Source organism: Providencia sp. Marseille-Q8014, from assembly GCF_965112055.1.
Window position 1 is genome coordinate 549,072 of record NZ_CBCOPT010000001.1, and the last position, 22,202, is coordinate 571,273.

Genomic DNA, 22,202 nt, shown 5'->3' on the forward strand with positions numbered 1-22,202 from the left:
CAAATAAGATAGTCGAGGGGGAAGGCAATAATGAAACATCAAAGAAGACGGTTATTGTTGGTTATTCTGAGTTGTGTCGTGAGCAATTGGACTCAAGCTGCAACGCCTGTCGCTAATACACCCGCGGAAGAAACCTATTATGAACAGCCACGACAAGGGTGGATTAAGGTTAATGCAGCATTATTTAGTGCCCCTTGTAATTTAGCCATGAATACTGACGTTATTTTAACGGAATGTGGGGCTGGCGTTATTTTTCATGAAAATGATATTCCTGATAGTTCGGTTAAAACGCCCGTTAAATTGCAATTTTATGATGTCTTGCTGGGGCAAAAATTTAAACGTTCAGCAGCGCAACTAACGCATGGAAATAATAAAATACCACTGCCTATTCTCAATGAAAATCAGCATATATTGAGATTGGAGGTTAGCTATGAATAACGTGTTTATTGTTGTCATCATGTTAGTGCTAATGCCAAAAAACGCATTTTGTTATCCACAATTAGACGTGCAATTTCGCGGTGAACTGGTGCACAGCAAATGCCAAATTGCTACTGAATCCGTTAATAAGCAAATTAAGCTAGATAATTTACGTTGGCAATATATTAATGAGCATGGCGCCAGCGAAATACAACCTTTCTTTATTGCGATTAATAAATGCAGTCAATCTAATTTGAATAAAACGATTCGATTTACCTGGCAAAGCCAGCAACTAACCAATATTGGCGGTCATCATTATTTAATGACACAAGGTCAAAGTGGTGCGTTGCTTGGAATTACTGAAGCCAATAAAAATAATCAGCTTATTGTTTGGAATCAACCTATTGATATTGGTGTTGTTTCAGTGGTGAATGACCAGCAACAATTAACGTTTGGTGTCTTTGTACGCAAGCCTGCGACTGAAAAAATAAAGGTTGGTGATTTTAAGGGGACAGCGACATTTTCGGTGGAGTATGAGTAATGAAAAGAGACAGTACCATAATCGCCGTTTGCTTTTTAATGAGCACATTAGCTCAATCTGATGTGTTAGTTGAAGTTAATGCAACTATGGTGGCGCCTAGCTGTAATATTCATAGTGAACATAATGACTCACAACTGACGATAGATTTTGGAAGTATGAAGCCTGAAGCATTAGATAACACGCATATTAATAAAGATTTTCCGATTCATCTTTCAGGTTGTGATTTTAATAAAAACCTAGCGATTATTTTAAATCCTAAAGGTACTCATACATTACAACATCATGGACAGACATTGTTAGCGACCACAACGGCAGAGTTAGGGATCCTGTTTAATGAAATAACGGAGGGAGCAGTACATGTACTGGATATTAATAAGCTGCAACGAATTCATCCTAAAAAAATCAGCGCCACCGAATATAGAGCTGATTTACAAGCACGTTTAATCAGCACTATCCCTTCGGAGCGATTAGCTGTAGGTAAGTTTACCTCTGCTATGACTATTTTGGTGACCTATGACTAATGGGAATCGCGGTTATGTTTAAGTTTAAATCTTATGGCGGTATTCGTGTCAGAATTCGGCATGGTAAAGGAATAATCGCTTTATTATTCATTGCGATTAGCTTTGAGGCTATAGCTGACTATGCAGCACAAATCGTCGACCCGAATACAGGCTATGTGATCAAATTAGAACGTGATAGTGAATTAATACCGAAACCGATAGTCGGTTCTAATGGTAAAAATTATTACCGCATCGGTAATACCATGCTTATTGATAGCGCGAGTAAGGATGTCAGCGTTTCTGGGCAGGTTAGGTGCCACGGAAGGCAATGGGGGAAAAAAGAGACCAATATTCCGTCTGATAACGCATTCCACCGTTTATTTATGTATGCACCTATGGCGGGCACTCATATTGAAGGCAAACCGGCTTATCAAATCAATAGCAACTTAATTATGACCGTTGAAACAAACCTAATGAACTGGGTGAATATTGATGCGGCAGTGTGCTCCAATGGTTTTGGTGGTGATGTCTTTCCATCTGGCCAATTTTATAGCCAATTTCCTATTAAGCTAACATTCTATATTGGTGAAAGAATTATTGATGGGCAGTTAGTTATCAATGCAATGGATTTAGGGGGCTATGTGAGAGCGTTTACTGCTAATAGAACGGTACCTCCATATGATAGCTGGCCAATCAATGAAACGACGGTGCCTTTACGATTAGCAGCTTCCCAAATTCATATTGATTCTCTTTGCACGACGACGACAAGCACCGGTCAGGCAGAAACGGTGAGCCTACGCCATGGTAAATTAAATAGTTTGAATTACGATAGCACGGTGACAGAAAAAATTTTTTATAGCTGTAAGTTTAAGTCATCAACCAATATTCGCTTGCGTCTAGATTATACGAAAGACAGTGATCCGCAAAAACGCTTGCCATTGAAAAGCCATTTAAATAGCAATGATGTTATCTATAGCGAATTAACGTTAACGGATGAAGCAACAGGGCAGACAGGACAAAGTTTAACATTAGAAATTCATCAATTAGATACGATAAGAGTGACCAGCCGTATTCAAGGAAAAAATGCGGTAGCTGGGGATTATCAAGGTTCGGCATGGTTGATTGCGACCTATGATTGATGTTGGTTCAGAAATACAAGTATTTGGTTGAGCCGTAAGTATTGTGTGTCTTGAATCTAGACTGAGGTGATGTGACGGAGTCTATTCGATGATAAACAATCGTTTCGCTTATCATCCCCAAATTAGCGTTAACCTACGGCTCAACCAACCCGCGTGGATTTGCCTATATGTTGAATAAAATCTGAGGGCGTTTGCCCTAGCCATTTTTTAAACATGGCTGAAAAAGCCCCCGCACTGTTATAACCTAAGCCAAAAGCAACCTCGGTAATTGATTTACCGGCTGAAATATCAGTCATGGCTCTAAGCAAGCAAGCCTGTTGACGCCATTCAGAGAAAGAGAGACCCGTTTGAGCCACAAAAAAGCGACTAAATGAACGCTCACTTTTGTGTAATTGTTTTGCCCATTCATGAGGTAATGAGGTGATTTTCGGATCTTGTAGGAATGCTAGGCACAACTTTGCTAAATGGGGATCTTGAGGAACGGGTGCAAAAAAAGGTAAAGGCTCTGCACGTGAAATCTCATGTAAGATCAACTGGATCAAAATACCATCACGGCCATGGAGATCGTACTCAAGCGGGATGTCGACGGCTTCGAGTAATAGCTGACGTAATAAAGGAGAAACACGTAGTACTTCACATTTATGCGGTTGTCGTGGTGCCGCATGTGGTTCGATATAGAGACTGCGCGTACTCACATTTAGCATTCTCGTTTCATGTGGTGTGTTTTCAGGGATCCATACACCGCAGTCAGGAGGGATGACCCATTCACCATCACGGGTGCTAACCTCGATGAGACCTGTTGCACCGTATAAAAACTGCGCACGTCTATGAACATGTGAATTTAGCAGTACATTAGGTTGATAATCGGTACCAATAGCTAAAACATCACGCTGTATATGATCAATTCGATGAAGAAGAATATTTCGCATAATAGCTCGGGTTCGCCTGAGATTTAAATATCATTATCTATTTTTCACGCATTAGCTACTTTTGTTTGAACAGTCGTGAACGGAGAAAATAATAGCCTGTTTTAAGGTATAGAGAATAGTGATAAGAATGGGGAAATACCGACCATATAGTGATGGCCGGTATTTTAGATGAGGCAATGCGCATTTTTGAGAGAACTCGCGCGCTCAAAAGGGAGAAAAGTTAAAATGTGCGTGCTAATTAGAAAATCGTAAATGGCGCCATTACAATAAACTTAATATCCCTTTCATCTTGGAAGATGTTATTAAATCCACCTCCCCAGCTTGGAATATCACTATGATTATCAAAGCGGGTGTAATGTAATTTGAATGAGGTATCTTTCGCTTTCCCTGACTGAATGGTATAGCCTATATCAACATTCCATGCACTTTCTCTGATACGTTGGCTTTGATCATAAATTGGATTGCTACTTGGTTTTGCATCCCAAGCATGGATATAAGAGGTTCCAATTTTCCAACCTGCCAGATCCCAATTGGATAAATCATAGGTGACCCCCGCAAATAATGCTTTTTCATTATCAGCGTTAAAGTCTGAGCGGCCATCCCACCATATATCTAAACGACCATTCGATGAGCTATAGGCAGATGTCATGCGTGATAAAAAGTATCCTTGTCGGCCTGGTGAATGGACCATCGTTCCTTCTACCTTAAAGTCTAGAGAATCATAGGTATAGCCTAAGGTAAATGCCTGTAGCCATGCTAAACCGTCATAGACATCGTTAACCCCGCCACTATTATCTTTATCTTGTGCACCATAAAACTGATACGAAACTCTTAAATCACGTTCCGCAAGTGGGAATGCATAGGAGATTTTAGCGAAGTATTGATCCATATAGCCTTCTGACTGACCGAAAGCGCCCTCTAATACCAATTTATTTTTGGCATCATATTTGACGCCTAGGGAGTGTAAATAATCAATTGTCGTGGTTGCATCTGCTTCACGATAATCCGCCATCTCTCGATACCATGGCGCCTTATACTCATCTGTCCACATGTATGAAATATTAAATTTACCGCTAGCGTCAGTATCGAATTCAGCCCCAACTTCTAAGCCGCGATATGTTCCTGGTAAGAAACTCCAGTTCGGTGTTAATAAGGTTTGTCCACTCGGTTGTATATAACCTGCTTTAGCCCAAAACGGGCCCATTTTTAATTTAGTTGCTGCGGTTGTAAACGTAAACCCACTACGATCACCGGTCCATTTTTCATCCCAAACATTTTTCGCATCACTAAAACCAATTTCGTTAGGGGCGGCAGGGCCACCATCCGATAATTCAATAGCAGTAAATCCAGCAAAATCGAAACCAATAAAGTCGTTAAGATAACCAGAGGAAAAGTCCAATGCCGCATTTAATGAGGAGTGTCTTAGGTTATCAGTATACTCACCATATTTATCACTACTTGGATTTAACTCTTTTCTTGTTCTATCCCTTTGCCAATAATAGATTCCACCTTTTAATGTTGCATCGTCAAAAAGGGGAGACGCATTGATGGTAGGAATGTAACAGCTTGCAGTTAATATCGAAAATATCTCTAATGCCAACAGCTTTTTAGTATGTTTAATAATTGAATTAGCCATTCTTTATACCTCAATATTGATTGAGTAAATTAATTGATTTTTATTTTTTATAAATAATAAAAGGGCAAAAACGTAGTTCAGGACTAAGCCCATAATAGTTATATTTTGTGATAAATATTAAGCAATCTGAAAATGGTGTATTTACGTATTTAAAGTGAGGTTATTTAAAATTAAACGGTTAAATAGTTATTGAGTTTGCTTTGACATTATTAATGTGGTTTTTTATATCGTCATTTTTTTAGTGCCTAGATAATATGGTTGTGAATTGTCATTGTATTTTGTTTTTTAAGCGAAAAAATATTTTTGGTGTGTTTTTTATTTTTAGTTAAACGCAGGGGTTAATATTTATGAAGTTTAATCTTATATAATTCATGGGGATATTAAAAAAGTGGCGTAATAAAACAAAAAGTTGTCATGTTTAGCTATTAAAAAAATTATTTATTTATATTTATATGATTGAAAATGGAAAATAAGAGAGGGTGATATGAGTGAATCTGTCGGTTCTATAAAGTCTCAAAAAATGCCATTATCAACATGGAAAATCTATCTTGCACCTATTATCGGCGGAATTTTTATTCCAATGATGTTTTTATGGGCTCCGTTAATTACGTTACAAATGGATAAGGAACTTGGTTTCTCCCCAGAAAAAGTTGGTTTTATCTATATGATAGAAATTTTAACTGGGATGTTAGCCAATGTGCTAGCCTTTTTTTGGTTAAAAACAAAGATAAATTGGTACCATATCTATATCGTCATGATTTTATTAGTTTCAGTATTGAATATTGCTTCAGGTTTTTTCATTAAAGATAATTTTAATCTCTATATCGGGATCAGAATTCTAGTCGCCATCTTTGGGTCGACAATATTTATCATTACTAACTCCTGTATGGCATTGTTACCAAACGCATATCGTGCATTCAGTATCTCTTTATTCAGCCAAATCGTCTTAGGCAGTTTAGGTCTTTTTATTCTTCCCATTTTTCTTGATACTTACGGAATAATATCGGCATATATTTTTATATCAATATTACTCGTCTGTGTGTTACCCCTGACAAAGGGGATAGATTCTATTTGGCGGATGAAAGAAGAAAAGATTTTTAAAGAGAAAACACAAGGTGTTGCCAGTAAAAGTGTTTTTAAAAGTGAAATGTATTTTTGTTTGTTTGCTATCTTTTTATTCAATGTTGTGATTGCAGGTGTTTGGACATTTATTGGTGGATATCTTAAAGCAATCAATGTGGAGCTATCAACAATCTACAATATCTTAGGTTCAGCTAGCATGATAGGGATATTAGGTGCAGGAACATCGATTCTATTCAGTAAAAAAGTCAATTTAGTTTTTGTCACCAGCTTTATTTTTCTCATCGCCGCAGTACTTGCAATGTATTTAAATGTTAATACGCTATTTGTCATTGTTAGTTGCTATGTTTTTAAATATATATGGACGTTGATATTACCGTTCACGATGAGTATTGCCGCTGAATATGAAGTGGATGGTAATGTGATGAATCTTACGTCATTAACGTTAGGGTTAGGTATCGCTTTAGGCCCTATGATGAGTGGTATGCTTATTGAAAGGGTCAGCTTTTCTAGCATGTTCTTACTGAATTTAATATTACTGGTTATATCGATGGTAATTATTGTGAAGATAATTTTTAAAAATAATAAATATAAGGGATAACGATGGTAAATAGCTTAAATAATTATCATGTATATACGACATGGAGTGAAGTATTAAATGGCGTGTCACTTAAGGGTAAAAAATATTTAATTACAGGAGCAAACTCAGGTTTAGGTAAGGAGTCGGCTAAAGCAATATTAAGTCATGAAGGATATGTGGTTCTGACGGTAAGAACAGAAGAAAAAAGACAACAACTTATTGAAGAGCTTTCTTTGCAGTTTGATAAGACATTATTTGATATTAAGTTACTCGATTTATCATCTCTGAATGATGTTAGGCGTTTTACAAAAGCGTTTCTCTTAGAAGCATTAAAACTAGATGGGGTACTGGCTAATGCGGGCATAATGGCAACAGATTTTCAAACAACAGTCGATGGGTTTGAACAACAATTCGCGATTAATCATCTCGGGCATTTTTTGCTCATAAATAAACTAACACCATGTTTATTAAAGGGTGCAAGAGTTGTTGTCATGACATCGGGAGCTCACCGGTTAAGTAATGTGGATCTAAAGGATCCGAATTTTACTTATCGAGCTTATAGTCGTTGGACTGCATATGGCCAATCTAAATCAGCTAATGTGTTATTCGCACTCGAATTTGATAGGCGTTGGAAAAATTATAATGTTCGTGCTTTTGCGGTTGCTCCCGGTATTATTCTGGATACTCATCTTCATATGCATTTACAGCATGATGATTTTAATGAATTAGCCGAGAAGCAAGATACGAATAAAGTGCCTGTAAAATCACTCCAAGCGGGAGTTGCAACACAGATTATGGCGTTGTGTCATCCCGAATTTGCTAATAAAGGCGGGGTGTTTTTAGAACATTGCAACTATTCTCAAATCAATGACGATACTCGGCAGGGAACGGGTGTTATTCCATGGGTATTGGATGAGGAGTTTGCACAAAAATTATGGCAGCTTTCTGAAGAAATGGTGAATGAAACGTTCACCGAAGATGCCAAATTAAAATCAGAAGTTGTCTATAGTGAACTTGCCCATAATCGCTTGCCTCAAAGTCAAAAACTTGATTTGACTGGTATTGAATTCAAAACTGAGAATTCAATTATTGAGCTCTTTTTTGACCATAAAACATGCACTGTTGAAGGTTTTAAACATCAAGGCATTTTTATTCCTAGTGTCGCTAATTATGAAGTGGTTGAGGTTAGGAATGACCTGTACTTTATTGATTTATTATTCCCTGAAAATACTGAAATTACGTTATCTATTACGGTAGATTTTAAATCTAATAAAGCTTTATTTATTCTGACTCAGTATCAACCAACGAGTTTGCCTGATAAAAATAAGCCCATCGCCTTGAAATTAGCTTCTCACTACCATCAATATTTTACACCAGCAGTCGTGTTAACAGGAAATAATCAAATTGATCGTTGTGAGTATCCATTTGTCACTAGTGATTTGATTGGCACACGTGCGTTATATTGCTACTCGAACTCCTCACCGACGGTGTATGAGCATATTTATATTAACTCACATTGGTATTGTTATAATGTGATTAATGGAATAAGAAAGGGGGATGGTGGATGTGACCAAGCGAGCTATTATAAGTTTGATGACTCGACTTATATCGTGACTTGGCGAGAATTATTAATCGACCTATCATTTGTCTTTGTTTATGACTTGGATAATAAAACAACAACTGGGAAAGGTTGGGGAAATATATCTGATACAAATGTCATGATTAATATTCCGGCGGGAGCGAATATTATTTCCTTAAATGCATTAAATTATCCACTAAACTATATCCCTAGCTAAGGTGTTTATAATGAATCAAGAAGCAGATTTAGTCATTATTAACGCTAAAGTGGCTACGGTTGATAGCTTATTTTCATTTGCAGAAGCCATTGCTGTTTCACAAGGACGTATTATTGATGTTGGCAGCAACGATGATATTAGTCAGAAAATCGGTGTACAAACTCAGGTTATTGATGCAAACAAGAAACTTGTTTTACCTGCTGCAAATGATGCTCATATTCATGCCACACATACAGGCATGTTAATTTCAGGTGATTTTTTGGATTTATTTGAAAGCAAAGGGAAAAATGAATTTGATAGCAAACTAGATGCGCATGTGCTCATGAATAACAATAAGGAATGGATATACGGCATTGGATGCCCCTTTGAATTAATCGATGATAATCAAGACAACGTTATTGTGGATAGTCACTATCTAACAAAAAAAACGGAGGGGAAACTTGCTACGTTCAGTGACTTCAGTTTACATAACCTAATTGTCAATAAAAATGTTATCGACTTAGTGGGATTAGGGAAAGAGTTAATCGATTTACCTAAAGAGGTCGGTCGTATTGGTGTAGATAAAAAAGGGGAGCCGACAGGGATTATCTCCGAGTGGGGGGCGATGAATCTTGTTGGAAAATACTTACCTCAGCTATCTGATGAGGCTCTGAAAAACTACATTTTACTCATCCAGAGTCATTTATTAAAAAATGGAATAACCAGTTATACAGATATTCTAGGACCCGGTGGTGATAATTTATTTCATGGTGCATGGAGCTCGAGGATTATTCGGCTCTATAAAGAGCTTTATGATGAAAATAAATTATTGACACGCGTTAGTGTAAACTTATTTGCAGCTAAGGATGGGATTCACAGTTTTAAACATGTTATCGTGGGTATCGAAGAATTTGAATTACCAACGAATATTAATAAATCTTGGCTAAAAATAAATACTATAAAATTATTTGGTGATAGCTCTCCTTGTATTCGGAAAAGCCATAACCATTATCACGGTGAATTAACTTTCCAGGGTGATACCGTTGAAGAACAGATTACTGAGCTAAAAAGAACGATTGTTGAGTTACATCGTTTAGGTTGGCAGGTTGGTATTCATGCTATAGGTGGAAAAACTATTGATGCTGCAATAGAGGCCTTTGCTTATGCTGAAGAGATAATGCCGAATAAAGATTTACGGCACTTTATTATTCACGGTGATGATCTCACTATCGATAATGCGAAAACAATGGCAAAAAATAATATTTTATTATCTTGTCAACCTATTGCTGGGTATAGCATTATCGATAATATTAAGCAAATTATGCCTGATACATATAATTCTAATTTATTTAACTGGCAAGCTTACATTAATGAAGGCGTCGTCGTTGCAGCGGGTTCAGATGCATGTTGTTTTCCTTTCAATTGGTTAAAAGGTCTTGAATTTACACTTACAAGAAAAGCGAAAAATAACCAAATTTATCAGCCCGAATTAGCTTGTCATATTGAAGATGCTATTCGTATGTACACTATAAATGGTGCTAAACAGGAACACCTTGAACATGAACGAGGCTCTATAGAAATCGGAAAATGGGCAGATCTACAAATATTGAGTCACGATATATTTACTATTCCGAGTCATCAAATCGGAGAAACGAGTGTTATAGCAACTATTTGTCATGGAAAAATGGTCTATAAGCAATAAATAGAAATAAATCAGTTTGTTGCTATCACTGGCAATATCGAGTAATTAATTAAGGGGATAGTATGCATTGTAATATTAAAGACTCCACGATTAAAACAGGCTTTTTTTATCATGAATATTGTTTATGGGGGAAAAACCATAAAGCTCCCCCGTTAGCTTATAATCAGATGAATTGGATGCAACCTTTTGCGGTTAATGAATTTGGTGCCAGTTCTGCAAGTTGTATTCGTCGTTTTAAATCATTAATTGACGTTAGCGGAATAAATGAATTTTTATTTTCTTATAGCGCGCCCCCAATTACTTATCACGATGCTGCGCTTGTTCATACTAAGGAGTATTTAAATAACTTTATTGAGCTTAGTGAGAATGAAGGCGGGGAACTGGGATTACAAGCTCCATTTGGTCCCGGTAGTTACCAAATCGCACTACTGTCCGCAGGTCAAGCCAAGGCCGCTATACATCATGTTATGGAGGGGTCTTTAAATAGGGCTTATGCAGCATGTGTACCCGCAGGGCATCATGCATTAGCGGATAGCGCGATGGGGGCGACTTATCTTGCAAACAGTAGTATTGCCGCTAAGTATGCACTAGAACATTGTTCAGCTAAAAAGGTGGCGATATTAGATTGGGATGTTCATCATGGAAACGGTACGCAGGCTATTTTTTATAACGATAATAGAGTCCTTACTATATCTCTGCATCAAGATAACTGCTTTCCTATTCACTCTGGTACGATAGAGGAGCAAGGAAGCCGCGAAGGGCTTGGCTTTAATATTAATATTCCATTATTACCGGGATGTGGGCATGATGAATATTTGTATGCATTAAGAACAATTGTGATCCCATCACTATTGATGTATAAGCCCGATGTCATTATTGTTGGCAGCGGATATGACGCGAATACCTTTGATCCTCTTGGACATATGCAGCTTCATAGTCAAAGTTATCGAGAAATGATGGAGTGTGTTGTTGCTTTAGCACAAGATATTTGTCATGGCAGAGTCGTGGCTATACATGAAGGTGGATATTCGGAACATTATGTCCCTTTTTGTGCGTTAGCAGCACTTGAAGGATTAAGTGGTATCACTACACAAGTGATAGACCCTTTTATTTCATTTATTCAGCAGCAAACCATTCCTAAAGAATTAAAAGAATTGCAAGAAAATTTGATAAATCATCAAGCCATTAAACTTGGTTTATAGTGTCAGCCGTTAAATAAGCCTTTTTTAATATTTCAATGATGTTTTTAGCCCTAACTTAATTTATTAATCAGGTGGTCAAGAATGAATATATTAAAAACGAATGACTGCGTTATTATTGGGTGGCACTCATCCTGTTCTCAAGGTGACTTTGATACACAATTAAAAGAAATTATCATCGATGTGAATAATCAGCTATTTAAAATGGGTATTCATTATTCTGATATGTTAAAACATACTATTGCTATAAAAAGTGGTCAAGTGGACCCTATTTATGCAATTAACCAATTTCATAAAGTCAGTAAGGAAATATCTAAAGGATATGGGGATAAAAAGCCAGTCGGGACAATTATTAAATTACCTCACTTTAATCTTGATGATGTCTTAGTTTCAATTGAATTTGTTTTTTCATGCAAAAAAACACAGGTACGGTGTTTACCATTCTATAATATGGATATGGATGTGAGTCGTTCTTTAATTCATGAAGAACTACTTTATATTACTGGTACTGAAGCATTAGTCGTTTCTGACAATACGGTAACACCTTATTATATCTGTGATACCTTAGAGGAGCAGGTTAGTGTTATTATTAATAAGATTTATAATTCGATAGTTGAACTAGATTATTCAATAGATGATATTTTTTTATTAAATGTTTATCTCCGTAGTGATATTGCTTATCAGGATGCAATATCACTCATCAAAGATGAGTTAGCGAAGTATACTAACAGCCCATCTTCTATTAATTGCAATATTAATATCACATATTGTGATGGTATGGCAGTTGATAGCTTTTTAATTGAAATCGATGGCTTTGTGAAAAACCATCAATTAAACATTGACAATCCAATTGATTATCAATGCTTTCAATTCAATTTAGATTTATATGATAGTTTTACGAGTGCCAAAAAATACATTGATACAATATTAAAAGATAACAGTTCGCCAAGGATCAGAGTCACAACAAAATATGTTAAAAGTAAGAATAGTAGTGGGGTTTATATCGATATCATACATGATGAGCTAATGATGAAATTAGCGAGTGCGAATGTAAGTGATTATATTATAGAAACTTTACCGGTTAGAAAGCTGATGAATAACAAATCTTTTCTTGAAATAAACATTCATTCATTTTAATTCATACAATAGGTGATAATATGGCTGATCAGATAGTTTCAGATACATCATTTGATGCTTTCGCTAAAGAATTAAAAATAAATAGAATAAAGAGGAGTTATAAAATCATTAATGTTGAATTTAACTTGTATTTAAATAATGAAAACTTCTATTTCCGTATTGATGAGCGTGATAGGATCATAACGAATAGTGTTTTTTTGAGTGATTATATCGATAGCAAAAACCAAAAGATTAGCGATTTGACTGAAGTTGCAGAGAACGTATTTTTAATTGAACTATCAAAAGGAAATATCGATTTTGCACATTCAATTTTAGTTTTAGACCTTAACAATAGTAATGTGATTTTATTGAGTTCTCAATATCAACCAAGTAAAAAAATAACGCCTAGGTTTGAGCAAAACTATCATCTCGGAAAGATCATTGGCGATAATTTATATACTGCTGCACCGACAGAAACTCGTGATCTACTTGGTTTGCATATTCTTAATGAGTATAGTGATAGCACGGCAGTTGAGCATATTTATATTAATAGCCAATGGTACGCTTACCATATTTATGGGGGAGTCAGGCATGGTGAGTGTGATTGTGACCAAGCAACATATCTGAAAATTAAAGATGATGTTTATTTGCTTGGATTTAGAGAATTGGCTGTCGATGTTGCGATTATTTTAGTGTTAGATTTTAAATTAATGAGAAACACAGGGTTCGCCATTGGCTATACAGATGAACAATGGTTTAGCATCCCAATTGGTGCGCATATGAAAAAGATCAATAAAAGGCTTGATGACTATAATCATCATGCTTTGTGATTGTTATTCTTCTTAATGTATTGGAGTGGCGGGTAACCTGTCCATCGCTTGAATGCTTTTGAAAATGCAGCGCTATCGGTATAGCCTAGTAATTCTGCTAGGCTATCGATTCTAATATTTTCTTCAGTAAGTTTATCAATGGAGATATCACAGCGGATTTTGTCTAGGATATCAGAGTAATTGATACTTTCTTTAGCGAGTTTACGTTGTAATGTCCTAGGGGAGATATACAATTTTGAGGCCACCCATGACAATGAAAGATCTTTCTCCACCAAAATATATTGATAAATAATATTTTGAACTTTGATACTCATTGAATCAGGCATGCAACTTGAGTGTTTAAGTTTATCTAAGTGATTTTTCATGAAAAATATGAAAGTTTCATCTGGCGTTTTTTGGTTTAAATTATCATTTAGCCAATGTTCATCAAATGATATACCATTAAACCTAGCATTATCTTCATAACGAGTTGGGATAATTTTCTTTAGATTTTCCTTGTCTTTTTTACTTAAGCTATATTGAAAGTGGAACGAATCGGGTATCCAATTTTTTCCAAGTCGTTCCCTTAATTGGCTAACTAATCTAAATAAAGTATATTCGATGTCAAACTTATAGTAATCAGGTTTAAATATACTGACTTCATAGTTAACAAATACTTTTTTATTTTCAATAACAATACTGGTATGAGTCTTCCCTTGGAACAAATCAGTGTATTTATTAAGCTCAATTAAGGCTTCATGCAAAGTTTTAGCAGACATGAAAAGTTCACTTATTGGCGAATAGCAATCATGAGTTCTTGAAATGCCTGCCTTTGCACACCATTGCGGATCTTTAGTTTCATGGGCAATTAAGTGTAAAAATTCATTATAAACTTGAATAGGTGCAACTTCTGTTATTTTTAATAGCTTAAATTTATTAAATATTACTTTTGACCTATATGAAAAAGGGATGTTAATGGATTGCAAGTAACTCATAATTTTAGATAATTTTAATTGGTGTATATATGAATGAGAGAAGTGAGATGCATTATTTTTCATATTTATGCCTCGTATAAATGAGATGCGACCTTGATGATGGTTAATTAACATGCATATCCCTATTTAGATAATAAAATTACATGTTAATAATCAAATAGCAATAAAATTATATCACTGTAATATCTTATTGATAAATTAAATCATTCTGCTTTATATTGATAGAAAACGTAAATATAAATATTTATTAATAATAATCAGCCATGTTTAATAAAGGCATATTTTAGTATTAATAATAGGATGAGCCATCTCTTATTTTGACAATCCAAATAGGTCGTTCAAGTTTTAATTTAATAATAACGAGTAAAAACTATCACCTTGAATTTGTTTTAGTTATATCTAAATTAGTGGGAAATCTCCTTTCTTATACCCCGAAAGTATTAGTAACAATTTTGAATAAACACGATACTAATATAACAATTAAATATACAAGTCTTTTTTAATATTCGTTTTAAGTCGGTCATAGTCAGTCGTTATGATAAATATTATTACTTGAGGACGTGCAGATGATGGGGTTTATTAATCGCTTACTGGCACATGATGATGCTGGAAAATTATTATTGCGTATGACGATTGGTGGATTAATGCTATTTCACGGCATGAGTAAATTATTAACAGGGGCCAGTGGCATTAAGGTTATGCTTGCCTCATATGGCTTACCTGAGTACATTGCCTATGGCACTATTTTAGGTGAAGTTGTCGCACCTATTTTTATTATTTTAGGGATATTAACTCGTCCGTCAGCATTACTTGTTGCCTTTACAATGTTTATTGCTTGGTTAATGGTCGGTCTAGATAAGACATTCTTGCTGGATAGAACAGGTGCATGGGCAATTGAAAGTATTGTGTATTTCTTTGTGGGTTCGATTGCGCTTGCATTGATGGGAGCAGGAAAGTTTTCTATTATGAAAAATGCGAATTGGCGTTAAGTTTAATCGCCTATAAATATATGGCCATCTGTCAGGATGGCCAATGGTAGGTCATTTTATTGTGTCATTCTTTCGGCAAATTCTTGGTGAGATTTTAGCGTTTTTAAATAGTGCTCCATACTGTCAGTTAGCTCAATAATGCTCTGTTTTTGTAAGAATAATAGGAAAGACCCCACATATACATCGATGGCAGTTAATTGTTCTCCACAAATATAAGGGGACGCATCTGCAATTCCTGTAGCTAAACAGTCCATAACGCGTTTGAGTGAACCAAAACCTGACATTTTTTGCTGTTCTTCATCGAGTACTAATCCTGTCATATGGGCTGTAAATGCAGCTTCAATTGGCCCTGCTGTAAAAAAGAACCAGCGGTAATAAATGGCACGTTGTGGGGAATTCAATGCGGGAGCTAACCCTTTTTCGATAAACTTATCTGCCAAATAAACACAAATGGCCGCGGTTTCTGTAATAACATTGTCACCATCAACTAACGTAGGTACCTTTCCCATCGGATTAAGTGCAAGATATTCAGCCGTATGCATTTGTTCGCCATAATTAAGCTCAACTCGCTTATAAGGCACTGCTAATAATTTAAATAAAAGGTCGACAGTATTTCCGCGTGACATGGAGTTTGTGTACAGAGTTAGTGAGCTCATGAATTGTTCCTTATGATTAAGTAGAGATGCCATCATAAGGTAGGTTACTGTCAGATTTTGTCAGTAGTCATGCATAGCACTTCTTTTTTCCATTGTTCAAATAAATAATGTTTCGGGTAGGGATATTTATCATCAAGTGCGGTATAGGATTGGATCCTATCTAAACGAAAATGGCGATAGCTTTGCCTTAGTTCACACCAAGCAGCAAGCACTTGGGTTTCTTTCATATAGCCAATCGCGATCGGCCAGATAACCCTGTGACTTAACTGTCCACTTCCGTCTTGATATTCAATTTGCGCTTTTATTTCTTTTCGTAAGCTACGCCTTAGATTTTTTGCCATCACATTATCAATAGCCGTCACTTGGGTTGTTGGCGCAAATAAGGTTGTTTGATTGAGAATGCTTTTTGAATTCGGTTTAACTATTGAATTGATTTTATCAAGTGTGCGTATTGCCGATAATTTCAGTTCGTCATCGGCATTATTTTGTACCCAACGTAAACCGAGTGTCAGTGCTTCGAGTTCATTTTCATCGAACATTAAAGGAGGCAGTAATAACCCTGATTTTAATTGATAACCAATCCCTGTTTCGCCTGTTATTTCTGCACCTTGGCTGCGTAATTCATCAATATCACGGTATATCGACCTAATGCTAATTTGTAATTGGCAAGCCAGAGACTCCGCCGTAATTGGGTAGCGGCTTTCTTTTAATATTTGCAATAAAGTCAATAAGCGTTGTGTGCGGGTCATCTGTTACTCGATTTACTCATTGGGTGGGGAGATTATAACATTGATGGGCAGAGTGATAGGGGAAAAATAGCGGCAAGTTGATTTTGCCGCTATTTAAAAGGTTACTCCCATTTTATATCATTTGCTAAGATGGTTTTTTGTAAAAAATCATCCAATAAATGACTATCACGGTAATAAGGCTCAGGAAGATTGAGTTTTTCTGATTTTTCAATCGTTTCAGTTATCAATCTATCGATAGCTGGTCGATGTGGACCATATCGGCTTTCATCAGCATGTTGTTTCATTACCAATAACTGCTCAATTTCAGCTAGCACCGCATGGTCTGTCACCGTTGTTTGCACTAACTGTGAAAATGCCATGGGCGGCATCATTTTTGAGTGCTCAATCCAACGTAATGCCAGCACCGCTCTTAATATATAAAAGTATTTCTTTAGTCGTATTGTTTCCTCTTTAAAGTCTTCTCGCCAGTTACGTTTTGCGATAGATAAATAGTGGTAACGCGCTTTCAATGGCGAATAGAATTTTGAGGCTAATTGTTCACATTGCTGCATAAATAGCGCGTCTTTTTGGTAAACAATAGGCGAATGTAGCCATTCAATTAACGCAGGGTTAGAATTACGCATTAGTTTTAAGGCTTTTGATAATTCCCAACCGGCCACATCCAGTTCATCATCGATAGGTCTTTCAATCACGTCACGCTTTCTATCAAGTGTTAAATACCAATCTAATTGATGAACATAGATAAATCTGACATCATAATCGCTGTCGCGTGAGGCAAAGCCCCATCCGCGACTTCCTGATTCACAAGCGTAAAGTATTTTTATTCGTTGCGTTTTTTCTATCTGTGTTAATGTTTGTCGTATTCGATCCTGCATTAATGGCGTTATGCTGTCATGTTCCATTAAGCCCTCCTATCCTTTAACACACACAACTTGGCGTAGTGTATGTACGATTTCTACTAATGAGGATTGCGCTGCCATCACAGCATCAATATCCTTGTATGCCATAGGAATTTCATCAATCACATCACTATCTTTTCGACATTCAACATGGGCAGTTGCTATTTTTTGGTCAGTCACGGAGTAACGCTTTTTGGCTTCAGTGCGACTCATCACACGGCCAGCACCGTGGCTACAAGAACAGAAACTTTCTTCATTACCTAATCCACGTACAATGAAGCTTTTCGCTCCCATTGATCCAGGAATAATCCCCATTTGCCCCTTTTGTGCGGACACTGCGCCTTTACGTGTAACCAGAATTTCTTCACCAAAATGTTGTTCTTTCTGCACATAGTTATGGTGGCAGTTAACGGCTTCTTGCTGTGTCGTAAAAGGCTTCGTAATTTCTTTTGAAAGAGCTTCTAATACGCGGTGCATCATCACTTCGCGGTTATGACGAGCGAAATCTTGTGCCCAACCCACAGCGTTCATGTAATCATTAAAGTGTTGACTGCCTTCCTTAAAATAAGCCAAGTCACGATCTGGTAGATTGGCAATATGTTGCTGCATATCTTTTTGCGCTAACGAGATAAACAGGTTACCAATCGCATTACCCACTCCACGCGATCCGCTATGTAACATCACCCACACGCGATCTTGTTCATCCAAACACAGCTCAATAAAGTGATTACCCGTTCCCAATGTTCCTAAATGCTTGTAATGGTTAGTCGCACGTAGTTTGGGGTACTTATCACATAAACGTTTAAATTCTTCATCCAGATGCGCCCAATGTTGATCAACAATCTGAGGAACTTGATGCCATGCACCTTTATCACGACCGTGCCGCTGGGTGGTTCGCCCATGTGGTACCGCAGCTTCAATGGCAAAACGAATATTCTGTAAGTTATCGGGAAGGTCAGCAGCCGTTAGTGATGTACGTACCGCTATCATTCCGCAGCCAATATCGACACCCACGGCAGCAGGGATAATGGCCCCTTTCGTTGGGATAACACTACCGATAGTTGAACCTTTTCCAACATGTACATCCGGCATTACAGCTAAATGTTTAAAGATAAATGGCATTTTCGCCGTGTTTTGTAATTGTGTGATTGCTTTTGGGTCAACGGGGACTCCGTGAGTCCACATTTTGACAGGGGCACTGTTTTCCAAAATGATGTTGTTTACATGATTACTAACCATTATTTATTCCTTAATTTTTACCAGTCCGTTTAATACCTGATCTAATCCACCATAAACGGAAATCTGGTCGATACGGTGCGCGATGCTTTCTAATGTTTCGAGTTCTTTTAAACGCAATGCGATAGGATTATTTTCCATCACTTTTGCCGTATTAAGTAGTGAACGTGTTGCGGCCGTTTCTTCGCGGCGGCGGATCACGTTCGCTTGAGCCGCTTTTTCTGCTTCGACGACTTGCGATAAAATTGTTCGCATATCGCCCGGTAAAATGATGTCTTTTACCCCGATACTCTCGACGGTTAAGCCGAATTCCGTCACACAGTGTGTGATCTGCTGTAGCATCAATTCATCGATGAGTTGTTTGTTTTCCAGTAACTCATCTAATGAACGTGTACCAATGATTTCTCGTAGTGCAAATTGCAGTTCACGATATAAATAATCAACAGGCTGACTTAATTTTGCGTATGCGAGTAAAATATCGCTATAGCGCCAGTTGGCAGACAAATTGATACGCAACGTGACCTTATCTTTGGTCAGAATTTCTTGTCCGCTAACGTCCAGTGCAAGTAAACGCGTATCAATCACTTCCACTTCTGGCGTGTGTTCAATACACCAATAGCCATATTTGCCAGGCGGTAAAAGTGTCTCCACGACACCATCAATTTTTAATACGCCTACATGCCATGCAGGAATCTGCACAAGTAAAGTAAGCTCTCTGCCTTGAATACGTTTTTTGGTATTTAAACGGTTCATTAGCATTTGTGGGATGACAATTTCTCCCGTTTGTTGAGTCTCGACACGCAAGGTGTCCGAGACTTTCCAATATAAACGGCGTGTTGCTGGCGCTAAAATTTCGCTCAGATTATTATGCAGATATAAAAAAGCGATTTCGTTGTCTAATAAATTAATATCTATGCAATATTCGGCAACCCATTCAGGGTGATACTGGCGTAAATGCTCCGCTAATTTCTCATCAATAGGCTCATGATTGAGTGTGTATACGGTGACTGCCACTTTATTAAACCAGTCATGAATTTTATGTTCACCTGCCATCAAAATATGCTGAAAATTACCGTTTTTTTCGGTTAATGCGATTTGTCCTTGTGCCACTGTTATTTTTTTCATTATGTGTCCTTTTATGATTCAAATTAACCATCATCGGAGAGAGAGATGAAGTCACGGGGGGAAAGGTAGAGCACCACCAAAGGGTTGTCTAAATTTCTGCCCGTTACCCGATAAAACGCTCGGATGCTGGTGCTTGCTTAATTACAAAGATAACGTATGTCAGTATGTGTTCTTGGAAGGAACAGGTTTAACTATCATGAAGTTATTATCTTACTGGCGGCAGCATACAGACCATGTAGTGACATCATTGAGTCACCATGTCTGCACGGGTAGAACCGTAGTTCTGACAATTTCCGGCAGCGGATAGGGTTAATATTGCGATAAGCGTGCCAACTTTTTATTTTGATTGAAAAATATTTGTATCATCATGATATATAAATGTTTTTATATTAAGTGTGAGGTTTGGATATTTTTTTAACACAAAATGACCTATGCTATTTATTATCTTTTTTTATCGTCTTTTATAAATTTATATAAATTATATGAGTGGAAAACGTAAAGTAGTTATTGGCGTGTTGGGTACCGTTCTTGACCGACGAGGCAAAAGAGCGAATCGCTGGACGAAGTGGCGACCAACGGTTGGGTTATGTCAGCAAGCGGATTTGAATATTCATCGTTTTGAGTTAATTCATCAGGTGAATGACTATACGATGGCACATCGTGTTAAAGAGGATATTGAGCAAGCATCGCCACAGACTGAAGTGATTTTGCGCGAAATTGATATTGCGGATCCGTGGGATTTCGAAGAAGTGTATACCTCACTCTTAGATTTTTCTGCAAACTACCATTTTGACACAGAGAAAGAAGAGTATTTGGTTCATATCACGACAGGTACTCACGTGGTACAGATTTGTTGGTTTCTGCTAACAGAAGCTCATTACCTACCCGCTAAATTATTACAAACCTCACCATCACAGGCGGGAGGAGAGAAAAATCCAGCGGGTATTTATACGATTATTGACCTTGACCTAAGCCGCTATACGGATATCACTAATCGATTTCAGAAAGAACAGCAAGCTCAGGTTTCTTTTTTGAAATCGGGTATCGCGACGCGTAATGCCAAATTTAATGCCATGATTGCACAAATCGAACGGGTGGCATTACGCTCTAAAGCTCCCATCTTATTGAATGGTCCAACGGGAGCAGGAAAGTCTTTTTTGGCTCGGCGTATTTACCAATTACGTGAAAGTCGTCATCACGTAAAAGGGCGTTTCGTTGAGGTCAACTGTGCGACTTTGCGTGGTGATAATGCGATGTCAACGTTATTTGGACATATCAAAGGCGCATTTACCGGTGCTATCAATCCCCGTCGCGGCTTACTCAAGGAAGCGGATGGCGGTATTTTGTTTTTAGATGAAATCGCCGAATTAGGGCTTGATGAACAAGCGATGTTATTGAAAGCGATCGAAGAGAAAAGTTTTTTTCCGTACGGTTCTGATGAGGAAGTTGAGAGTGATTTTCAGCTTATTGCGGGAACCCACCGCAACCTTGCGCAATGGGTGGAAGAGGGGAAGTTTCGCGAAGATTTATTTGCACGTATTAATATGTGGACTTTCACGCTACCAGGTTTAGCGGATCGTCGTGAAGATATTGAACCAAACATAGATTATGAATTGATAAAATTCAGTCGGGAAGCACAAAGCCAAATTCGTTTTGATCGTGAAGCTCGACAGTTATATTTGAAATTTGCCAATTCCCCCTCGGCATTATGGCGAGGGAATTTCCGAGAATTGGGCGCCTCCATTAACCGTATGGCGACTTTCGCAGAGCGTGGGCGTATCACAAAAGAGGTTGTCGATGAAGAAATTATACGCTTGAAATCGCTATGGGGAACGAAAACAACGCATGCTCTCCCGCCGGAAATAGGTGAAATCGATCTGTTCGAGCAGCCGCAGTTAGCTACCGTGTTGGAGGTATGCTATCGCTCATCGAGTTTATCGGAGGCTGGCCGAATGTTGTTTTCTGTCTCGAGACTACAGAAAAAGCAACCAAATGATGCAGATAGGCTGCGTAAATATTTGGCTCGCTTCGGATTGGATTGGGATAAAGTGAAAAATCATTAAGAGAATCTGTTAACTTAATGAAATCGTTAGCGATATGTTTAGATATCATTTTTATAAAAATAATAAA

Annotated in this window: 20 protein-coding genes; 12 read left to right on the top strand and 8 right to left on the bottom strand. The window is 37.3% G+C overall.

The annotated features are described in order from the left end of the window. Nucleotides 1-30 precede the first annotated feature (30 nt). The 4 genes from ACWPW6_RS02335 to ACWPW6_RS02350 are packed head-to-tail and all read left to right on the top strand — an operon-like array spanning nucleotide 31 to nucleotide 2,597. Nucleotides 31-438, top strand: a complete 408-nt coding sequence (locus tag ACWPW6_RS02335; RefSeq protein WP_249999755.1) for a fimbrial protein — start codon at nucleotides 31-33, stop codon at nucleotides 436-438. Further along, on the top strand, nucleotides 431-958 hold the full coding sequence (locus ACWPW6_RS02340; protein WP_249999757.1) for a fimbrial protein: 528 nt from the start codon (nucleotides 431-433) through the stop codon (nucleotides 956-958). The genes ACWPW6_RS02335 and ACWPW6_RS02340 overlap by 8 nt, the downstream gene beginning before the upstream one ends. Beyond that, nucleotides 958-1,479 carry a fimbrial protein gene (locus ACWPW6_RS02345; RefSeq protein WP_249999759.1) on the top strand — a complete coding sequence of 174 codons (522 nt, stop codon included), beginning with the start codon at nucleotides 958-960 and terminating at the stop codon, nucleotides 1,477-1,479. The genes ACWPW6_RS02340 and ACWPW6_RS02345 overlap by 1 nt, the downstream gene beginning before the upstream one ends. A gap of 14 nt (nucleotides 1,480-1,493) precedes the next feature. Next, complete coding sequence (locus tag ACWPW6_RS02350) at nucleotides 1,494-2,597, top strand: adhesin (protein WP_249999761.1); 1,104 nt, start codon at nucleotides 1,494-1,496, stop codon at nucleotides 2,595-2,597. 140 nt (nucleotides 2,598-2,737) lie between these two features. Here ACWPW6_RS02350 and ACWPW6_RS02355 read toward each other — a convergent pair whose 3' ends face one another. Next, nucleotides 2,738-3,526, bottom strand: coding sequence for an AraC family transcriptional regulator (locus tag ACWPW6_RS02355; RefSeq protein WP_249999764.1), 789 nt, complete (start codon nucleotides 3,524-3,526; stop codon nucleotides 2,738-2,740). Between the two features lie 238 nt (nucleotides 3,527-3,764). Continuing rightward, complete coding sequence (chiP, locus tag ACWPW6_RS02360; RefSeq protein WP_154623380.1) at nucleotides 3,765-5,162, bottom strand: chitoporin ChiP; 1,398 nt, start codon at nucleotides 5,160-5,162, stop codon at nucleotides 3,765-3,767. Nucleotides 5,163-5,646: 484 nt separating this feature from the next. On the opposite strand from chiP, the gene ACWPW6_RS02365 reads away from it, so the two are divergent. The 6 genes from ACWPW6_RS02365 (at nucleotide 5,647) to ACWPW6_RS02390 (ending at nucleotide 13,444) form a co-directional block, all read left to right on the top strand. Beyond that, complete coding sequence (locus ACWPW6_RS02365; RefSeq protein WP_163860611.1) at nucleotides 5,647-6,843, top strand: MFS transporter; 1,197 nt, start codon at nucleotides 5,647-5,649, stop codon at nucleotides 6,841-6,843. A 2-nt stretch (nucleotides 6,844-6,845) separates the two neighbouring features. Then, nucleotides 6,846-8,618 carry an SDR family NAD(P)-dependent oxidoreductase gene (locus ACWPW6_RS02370; protein WP_154624237.1) on the top strand — a complete coding sequence of 591 codons (1,773 nt, stop codon included), beginning with the start codon at nucleotides 6,846-6,848 and terminating at the stop codon, nucleotides 8,616-8,618. Between the two features lie 10 nt (nucleotides 8,619-8,628). Beyond that, a complete protein-coding gene (locus ACWPW6_RS02375) occupies nucleotides 8,629-10,299 on the top strand; it encodes an amidohydrolase (protein WP_249999765.1) in 1,671 nt (556 codons plus the stop codon). 62 nt (nucleotides 10,300-10,361) lie between these two features. Beyond that, nucleotides 10,362-11,501 carry a class II histone deacetylase gene (locus ACWPW6_RS02380; protein WP_163860613.1) on the top strand — a complete coding sequence of 380 codons (1,140 nt, stop codon included), beginning with the start codon at nucleotides 10,362-10,364 and terminating at the stop codon, nucleotides 11,499-11,501. A gap of 81 nt (nucleotides 11,502-11,582) precedes the next feature. After that, nucleotides 11,583-12,635, top strand: a complete 1,053-nt coding sequence (locus ACWPW6_RS02385) for a RidA family protein (protein ID WP_249999768.1) — start codon at nucleotides 11,583-11,585, stop codon at nucleotides 12,633-12,635. Between the two features lie 20 nt (nucleotides 12,636-12,655). Continuing rightward, nucleotides 12,656-13,444 carry a MoaF C-terminal domain-containing protein gene (locus ACWPW6_RS02390; RefSeq protein WP_249999770.1) on the top strand — a complete coding sequence of 263 codons (789 nt, stop codon included), beginning with the start codon at nucleotides 12,656-12,658 and terminating at the stop codon, nucleotides 13,442-13,444. On the opposite strand, the gene ACWPW6_RS02395 is transcribed toward ACWPW6_RS02390, so the two are convergent. Continuing rightward, nucleotides 13,432-14,481 carry an AraC family transcriptional regulator gene (locus tag ACWPW6_RS02395; protein WP_154635540.1) on the bottom strand — a complete coding sequence of 350 codons (1,050 nt, stop codon included), beginning with the start codon at nucleotides 14,479-14,481 and terminating at the stop codon, nucleotides 13,432-13,434. The genes ACWPW6_RS02390 and ACWPW6_RS02395 overlap by 13 nt on opposite strands. A 503-nt stretch (nucleotides 14,482-14,984) precedes the next feature. Between ACWPW6_RS02395 and ACWPW6_RS02400 the strand changes: the two genes are divergently transcribed. Next, nucleotides 14,985-15,407 carry a DoxX family protein gene (locus tag ACWPW6_RS02400; protein WP_154622989.1) on the top strand — a complete coding sequence of 141 codons (423 nt, stop codon included), beginning with the start codon at nucleotides 14,985-14,987 and terminating at the stop codon, nucleotides 15,405-15,407. 56 nt (nucleotides 15,408-15,463) lie between these two features. Here ACWPW6_RS02400 and ACWPW6_RS02405 read toward each other — a convergent pair whose 3' ends face one another. The 5 genes from ACWPW6_RS02405 to ACWPW6_RS02425 all read right to left on the bottom strand — a co-directional run bounded on the left by ACWPW6_RS02405 (nucleotide 15,464) and on the right by ACWPW6_RS02425 (nucleotide 20,072). Beyond that, nucleotides 15,464-16,063, bottom strand: coding sequence for a glutathione S-transferase family protein (locus tag ACWPW6_RS02405; protein WP_163860616.1), 600 nt, complete (start codon nucleotides 16,061-16,063; stop codon nucleotides 15,464-15,466). A 50-nt stretch (nucleotides 16,064-16,113) separates the two neighbouring features. Next, nucleotides 16,114-16,812 (bottom strand): helix-turn-helix transcriptional regulator, encoded by a 699-nt coding sequence (locus ACWPW6_RS02410; protein ID WP_154622991.1) that lies wholly within the window; start codon nucleotides 16,810-16,812, stop codon nucleotides 16,114-16,116. Nucleotides 16,813-16,913: 101 nt separating this feature from the next. Next, nucleotides 16,914-17,714 carry a nucleotidyltransferase domain-containing protein gene (locus ACWPW6_RS02415; protein WP_249999771.1) on the bottom strand — a complete coding sequence of 267 codons (801 nt, stop codon included), beginning with the start codon at nucleotides 17,712-17,714 and terminating at the stop codon, nucleotides 16,914-16,916. A 9-nt stretch (nucleotides 17,715-17,723) separates the two neighbouring features. Next, nucleotides 17,724-18,950, bottom strand: coding sequence for an RtcB family protein (locus tag ACWPW6_RS02420; protein ID WP_163860617.1), 1,227 nt, complete (start codon nucleotides 18,948-18,950; stop codon nucleotides 17,724-17,726). A gap of 3 nt (nucleotides 18,951-18,953) precedes the next feature. Beyond that, on the bottom strand, nucleotides 18,954-20,072 hold the full coding sequence (locus ACWPW6_RS02425) for a slipin family protein (RefSeq protein WP_247047264.1): 1,119 nt from the start codon (nucleotides 20,070-20,072) through the stop codon (nucleotides 18,954-18,956). Between the two features lie 482 nt (nucleotides 20,073-20,554). Between ACWPW6_RS02425 and rtcR the strand changes: the two genes are divergently transcribed. After that, a complete protein-coding gene (gene rtcR / locus ACWPW6_RS02430) occupies nucleotides 20,555-22,135 on the top strand; it encodes an RNA repair transcriptional activator RtcR (protein ID WP_196713994.1) in 1,581 nt (526 codons plus the stop codon). The last annotated feature ends 67 nt before the right edge of the window (nucleotides 22,136-22,202 follow it).

Excerpts from the sequence above, each read along its gene's own strand:
- ACWPW6_RS02335 (WP_249999755.1), top strand. The coding sequence starts at position 31 with ATGAAACATCAAAGAAGACGGTTATTGTTGGTTATTCTGAGTTGTGTC.
- ACWPW6_RS02340 (WP_249999757.1), top strand. The coding sequence starts at position 431 with ATGAATAACGTGTTTATTGTTGTCATCATGTTAGTGCTAATGCCAAAA.
- ACWPW6_RS02345 (WP_249999759.1), top strand. The coding sequence starts at position 958 with ATGAAAAGAGACAGTACCATAATCGCCGTTTGCTTTTTAATGAGCACA.
- ACWPW6_RS02350 (WP_249999761.1), top strand. The coding sequence starts at position 1,494 with ATGTTTAAGTTTAAATCTTATGGCGGTATTCGTGTCAGAATTCGGCAT.
- ACWPW6_RS02355 (WP_249999764.1), bottom strand. The coding sequence starts at position 3,526 with ATGCGAAATATTCTTCTTCATCGAATTGATCATATACAGCGTGATGTT.
- chiP (WP_154623380.1), bottom strand. The coding sequence starts at position 5,162 with ATGGCTAATTCAATTATTAAACATACTAAAAAGCTGTTGGCATTAGAG.
- ACWPW6_RS02365 (WP_163860611.1), top strand. The coding sequence starts at position 5,647 with ATGAGTGAATCTGTCGGTTCTATAAAGTCTCAAAAAATGCCATTATCA.
- ACWPW6_RS02370 (WP_154624237.1), top strand. The coding sequence starts at position 6,846 with ATGGTAAATAGCTTAAATAATTATCATGTATATACGACATGGAGTGAA.
- ACWPW6_RS02375 (WP_249999765.1), top strand. The coding sequence starts at position 8,629 with ATGAATCAAGAAGCAGATTTAGTCATTATTAACGCTAAAGTGGCTACG.
- ACWPW6_RS02380 (WP_163860613.1), top strand. The coding sequence starts at position 10,362 with ATGCATTGTAATATTAAAGACTCCACGATTAAAACAGGCTTTTTTTAT.
- ACWPW6_RS02385 (WP_249999768.1), top strand. The coding sequence starts at position 11,583 with ATGAATATATTAAAAACGAATGACTGCGTTATTATTGGGTGGCACTCA.
- ACWPW6_RS02390 (WP_249999770.1), top strand. The coding sequence starts at position 12,656 with ATGGCTGATCAGATAGTTTCAGATACATCATTTGATGCTTTCGCTAAA.
- ACWPW6_RS02395 (WP_154635540.1), bottom strand. The coding sequence starts at position 14,481 with ATGAAAAATAATGCATCTCACTTCTCTCATTCATATATACACCAATTA.
- ACWPW6_RS02400 (WP_154622989.1), top strand. The coding sequence starts at position 14,985 with ATGATGGGGTTTATTAATCGCTTACTGGCACATGATGATGCTGGAAAA.
- ACWPW6_RS02405 (WP_163860616.1), bottom strand. The coding sequence starts at position 16,063 with ATGAGCTCACTAACTCTGTACACAAACTCCATGTCACGCGGAAATACT.
- ACWPW6_RS02410 (WP_154622991.1), bottom strand. The coding sequence starts at position 16,812 with ATGACCCGCACACAACGCTTATTGACTTTATTGCAAATATTAAAAGAA.
- ACWPW6_RS02415 (WP_249999771.1), bottom strand. The coding sequence starts at position 17,714 with ATGGAACATGACAGCATAACGCCATTAATGCAGGATCGAATACGACAA.
- ACWPW6_RS02420 (WP_163860617.1), bottom strand. The coding sequence starts at position 18,950 with ATGGTTAGTAATCATGTAAACAACATCATTTTGGAAAACAGTGCCCCT.
- ACWPW6_RS02425 (WP_247047264.1), bottom strand. The coding sequence starts at position 20,072 with ATGAAAAAAATAACAGTGGCACAAGGACAAATCGCATTAACCGAAAAA.
- rtcR (WP_196713994.1), top strand. The coding sequence starts at position 20,555 with ATGAGTGGAAAACGTAAAGTAGTTATTGGCGTGTTGGGTACCGTTCTT.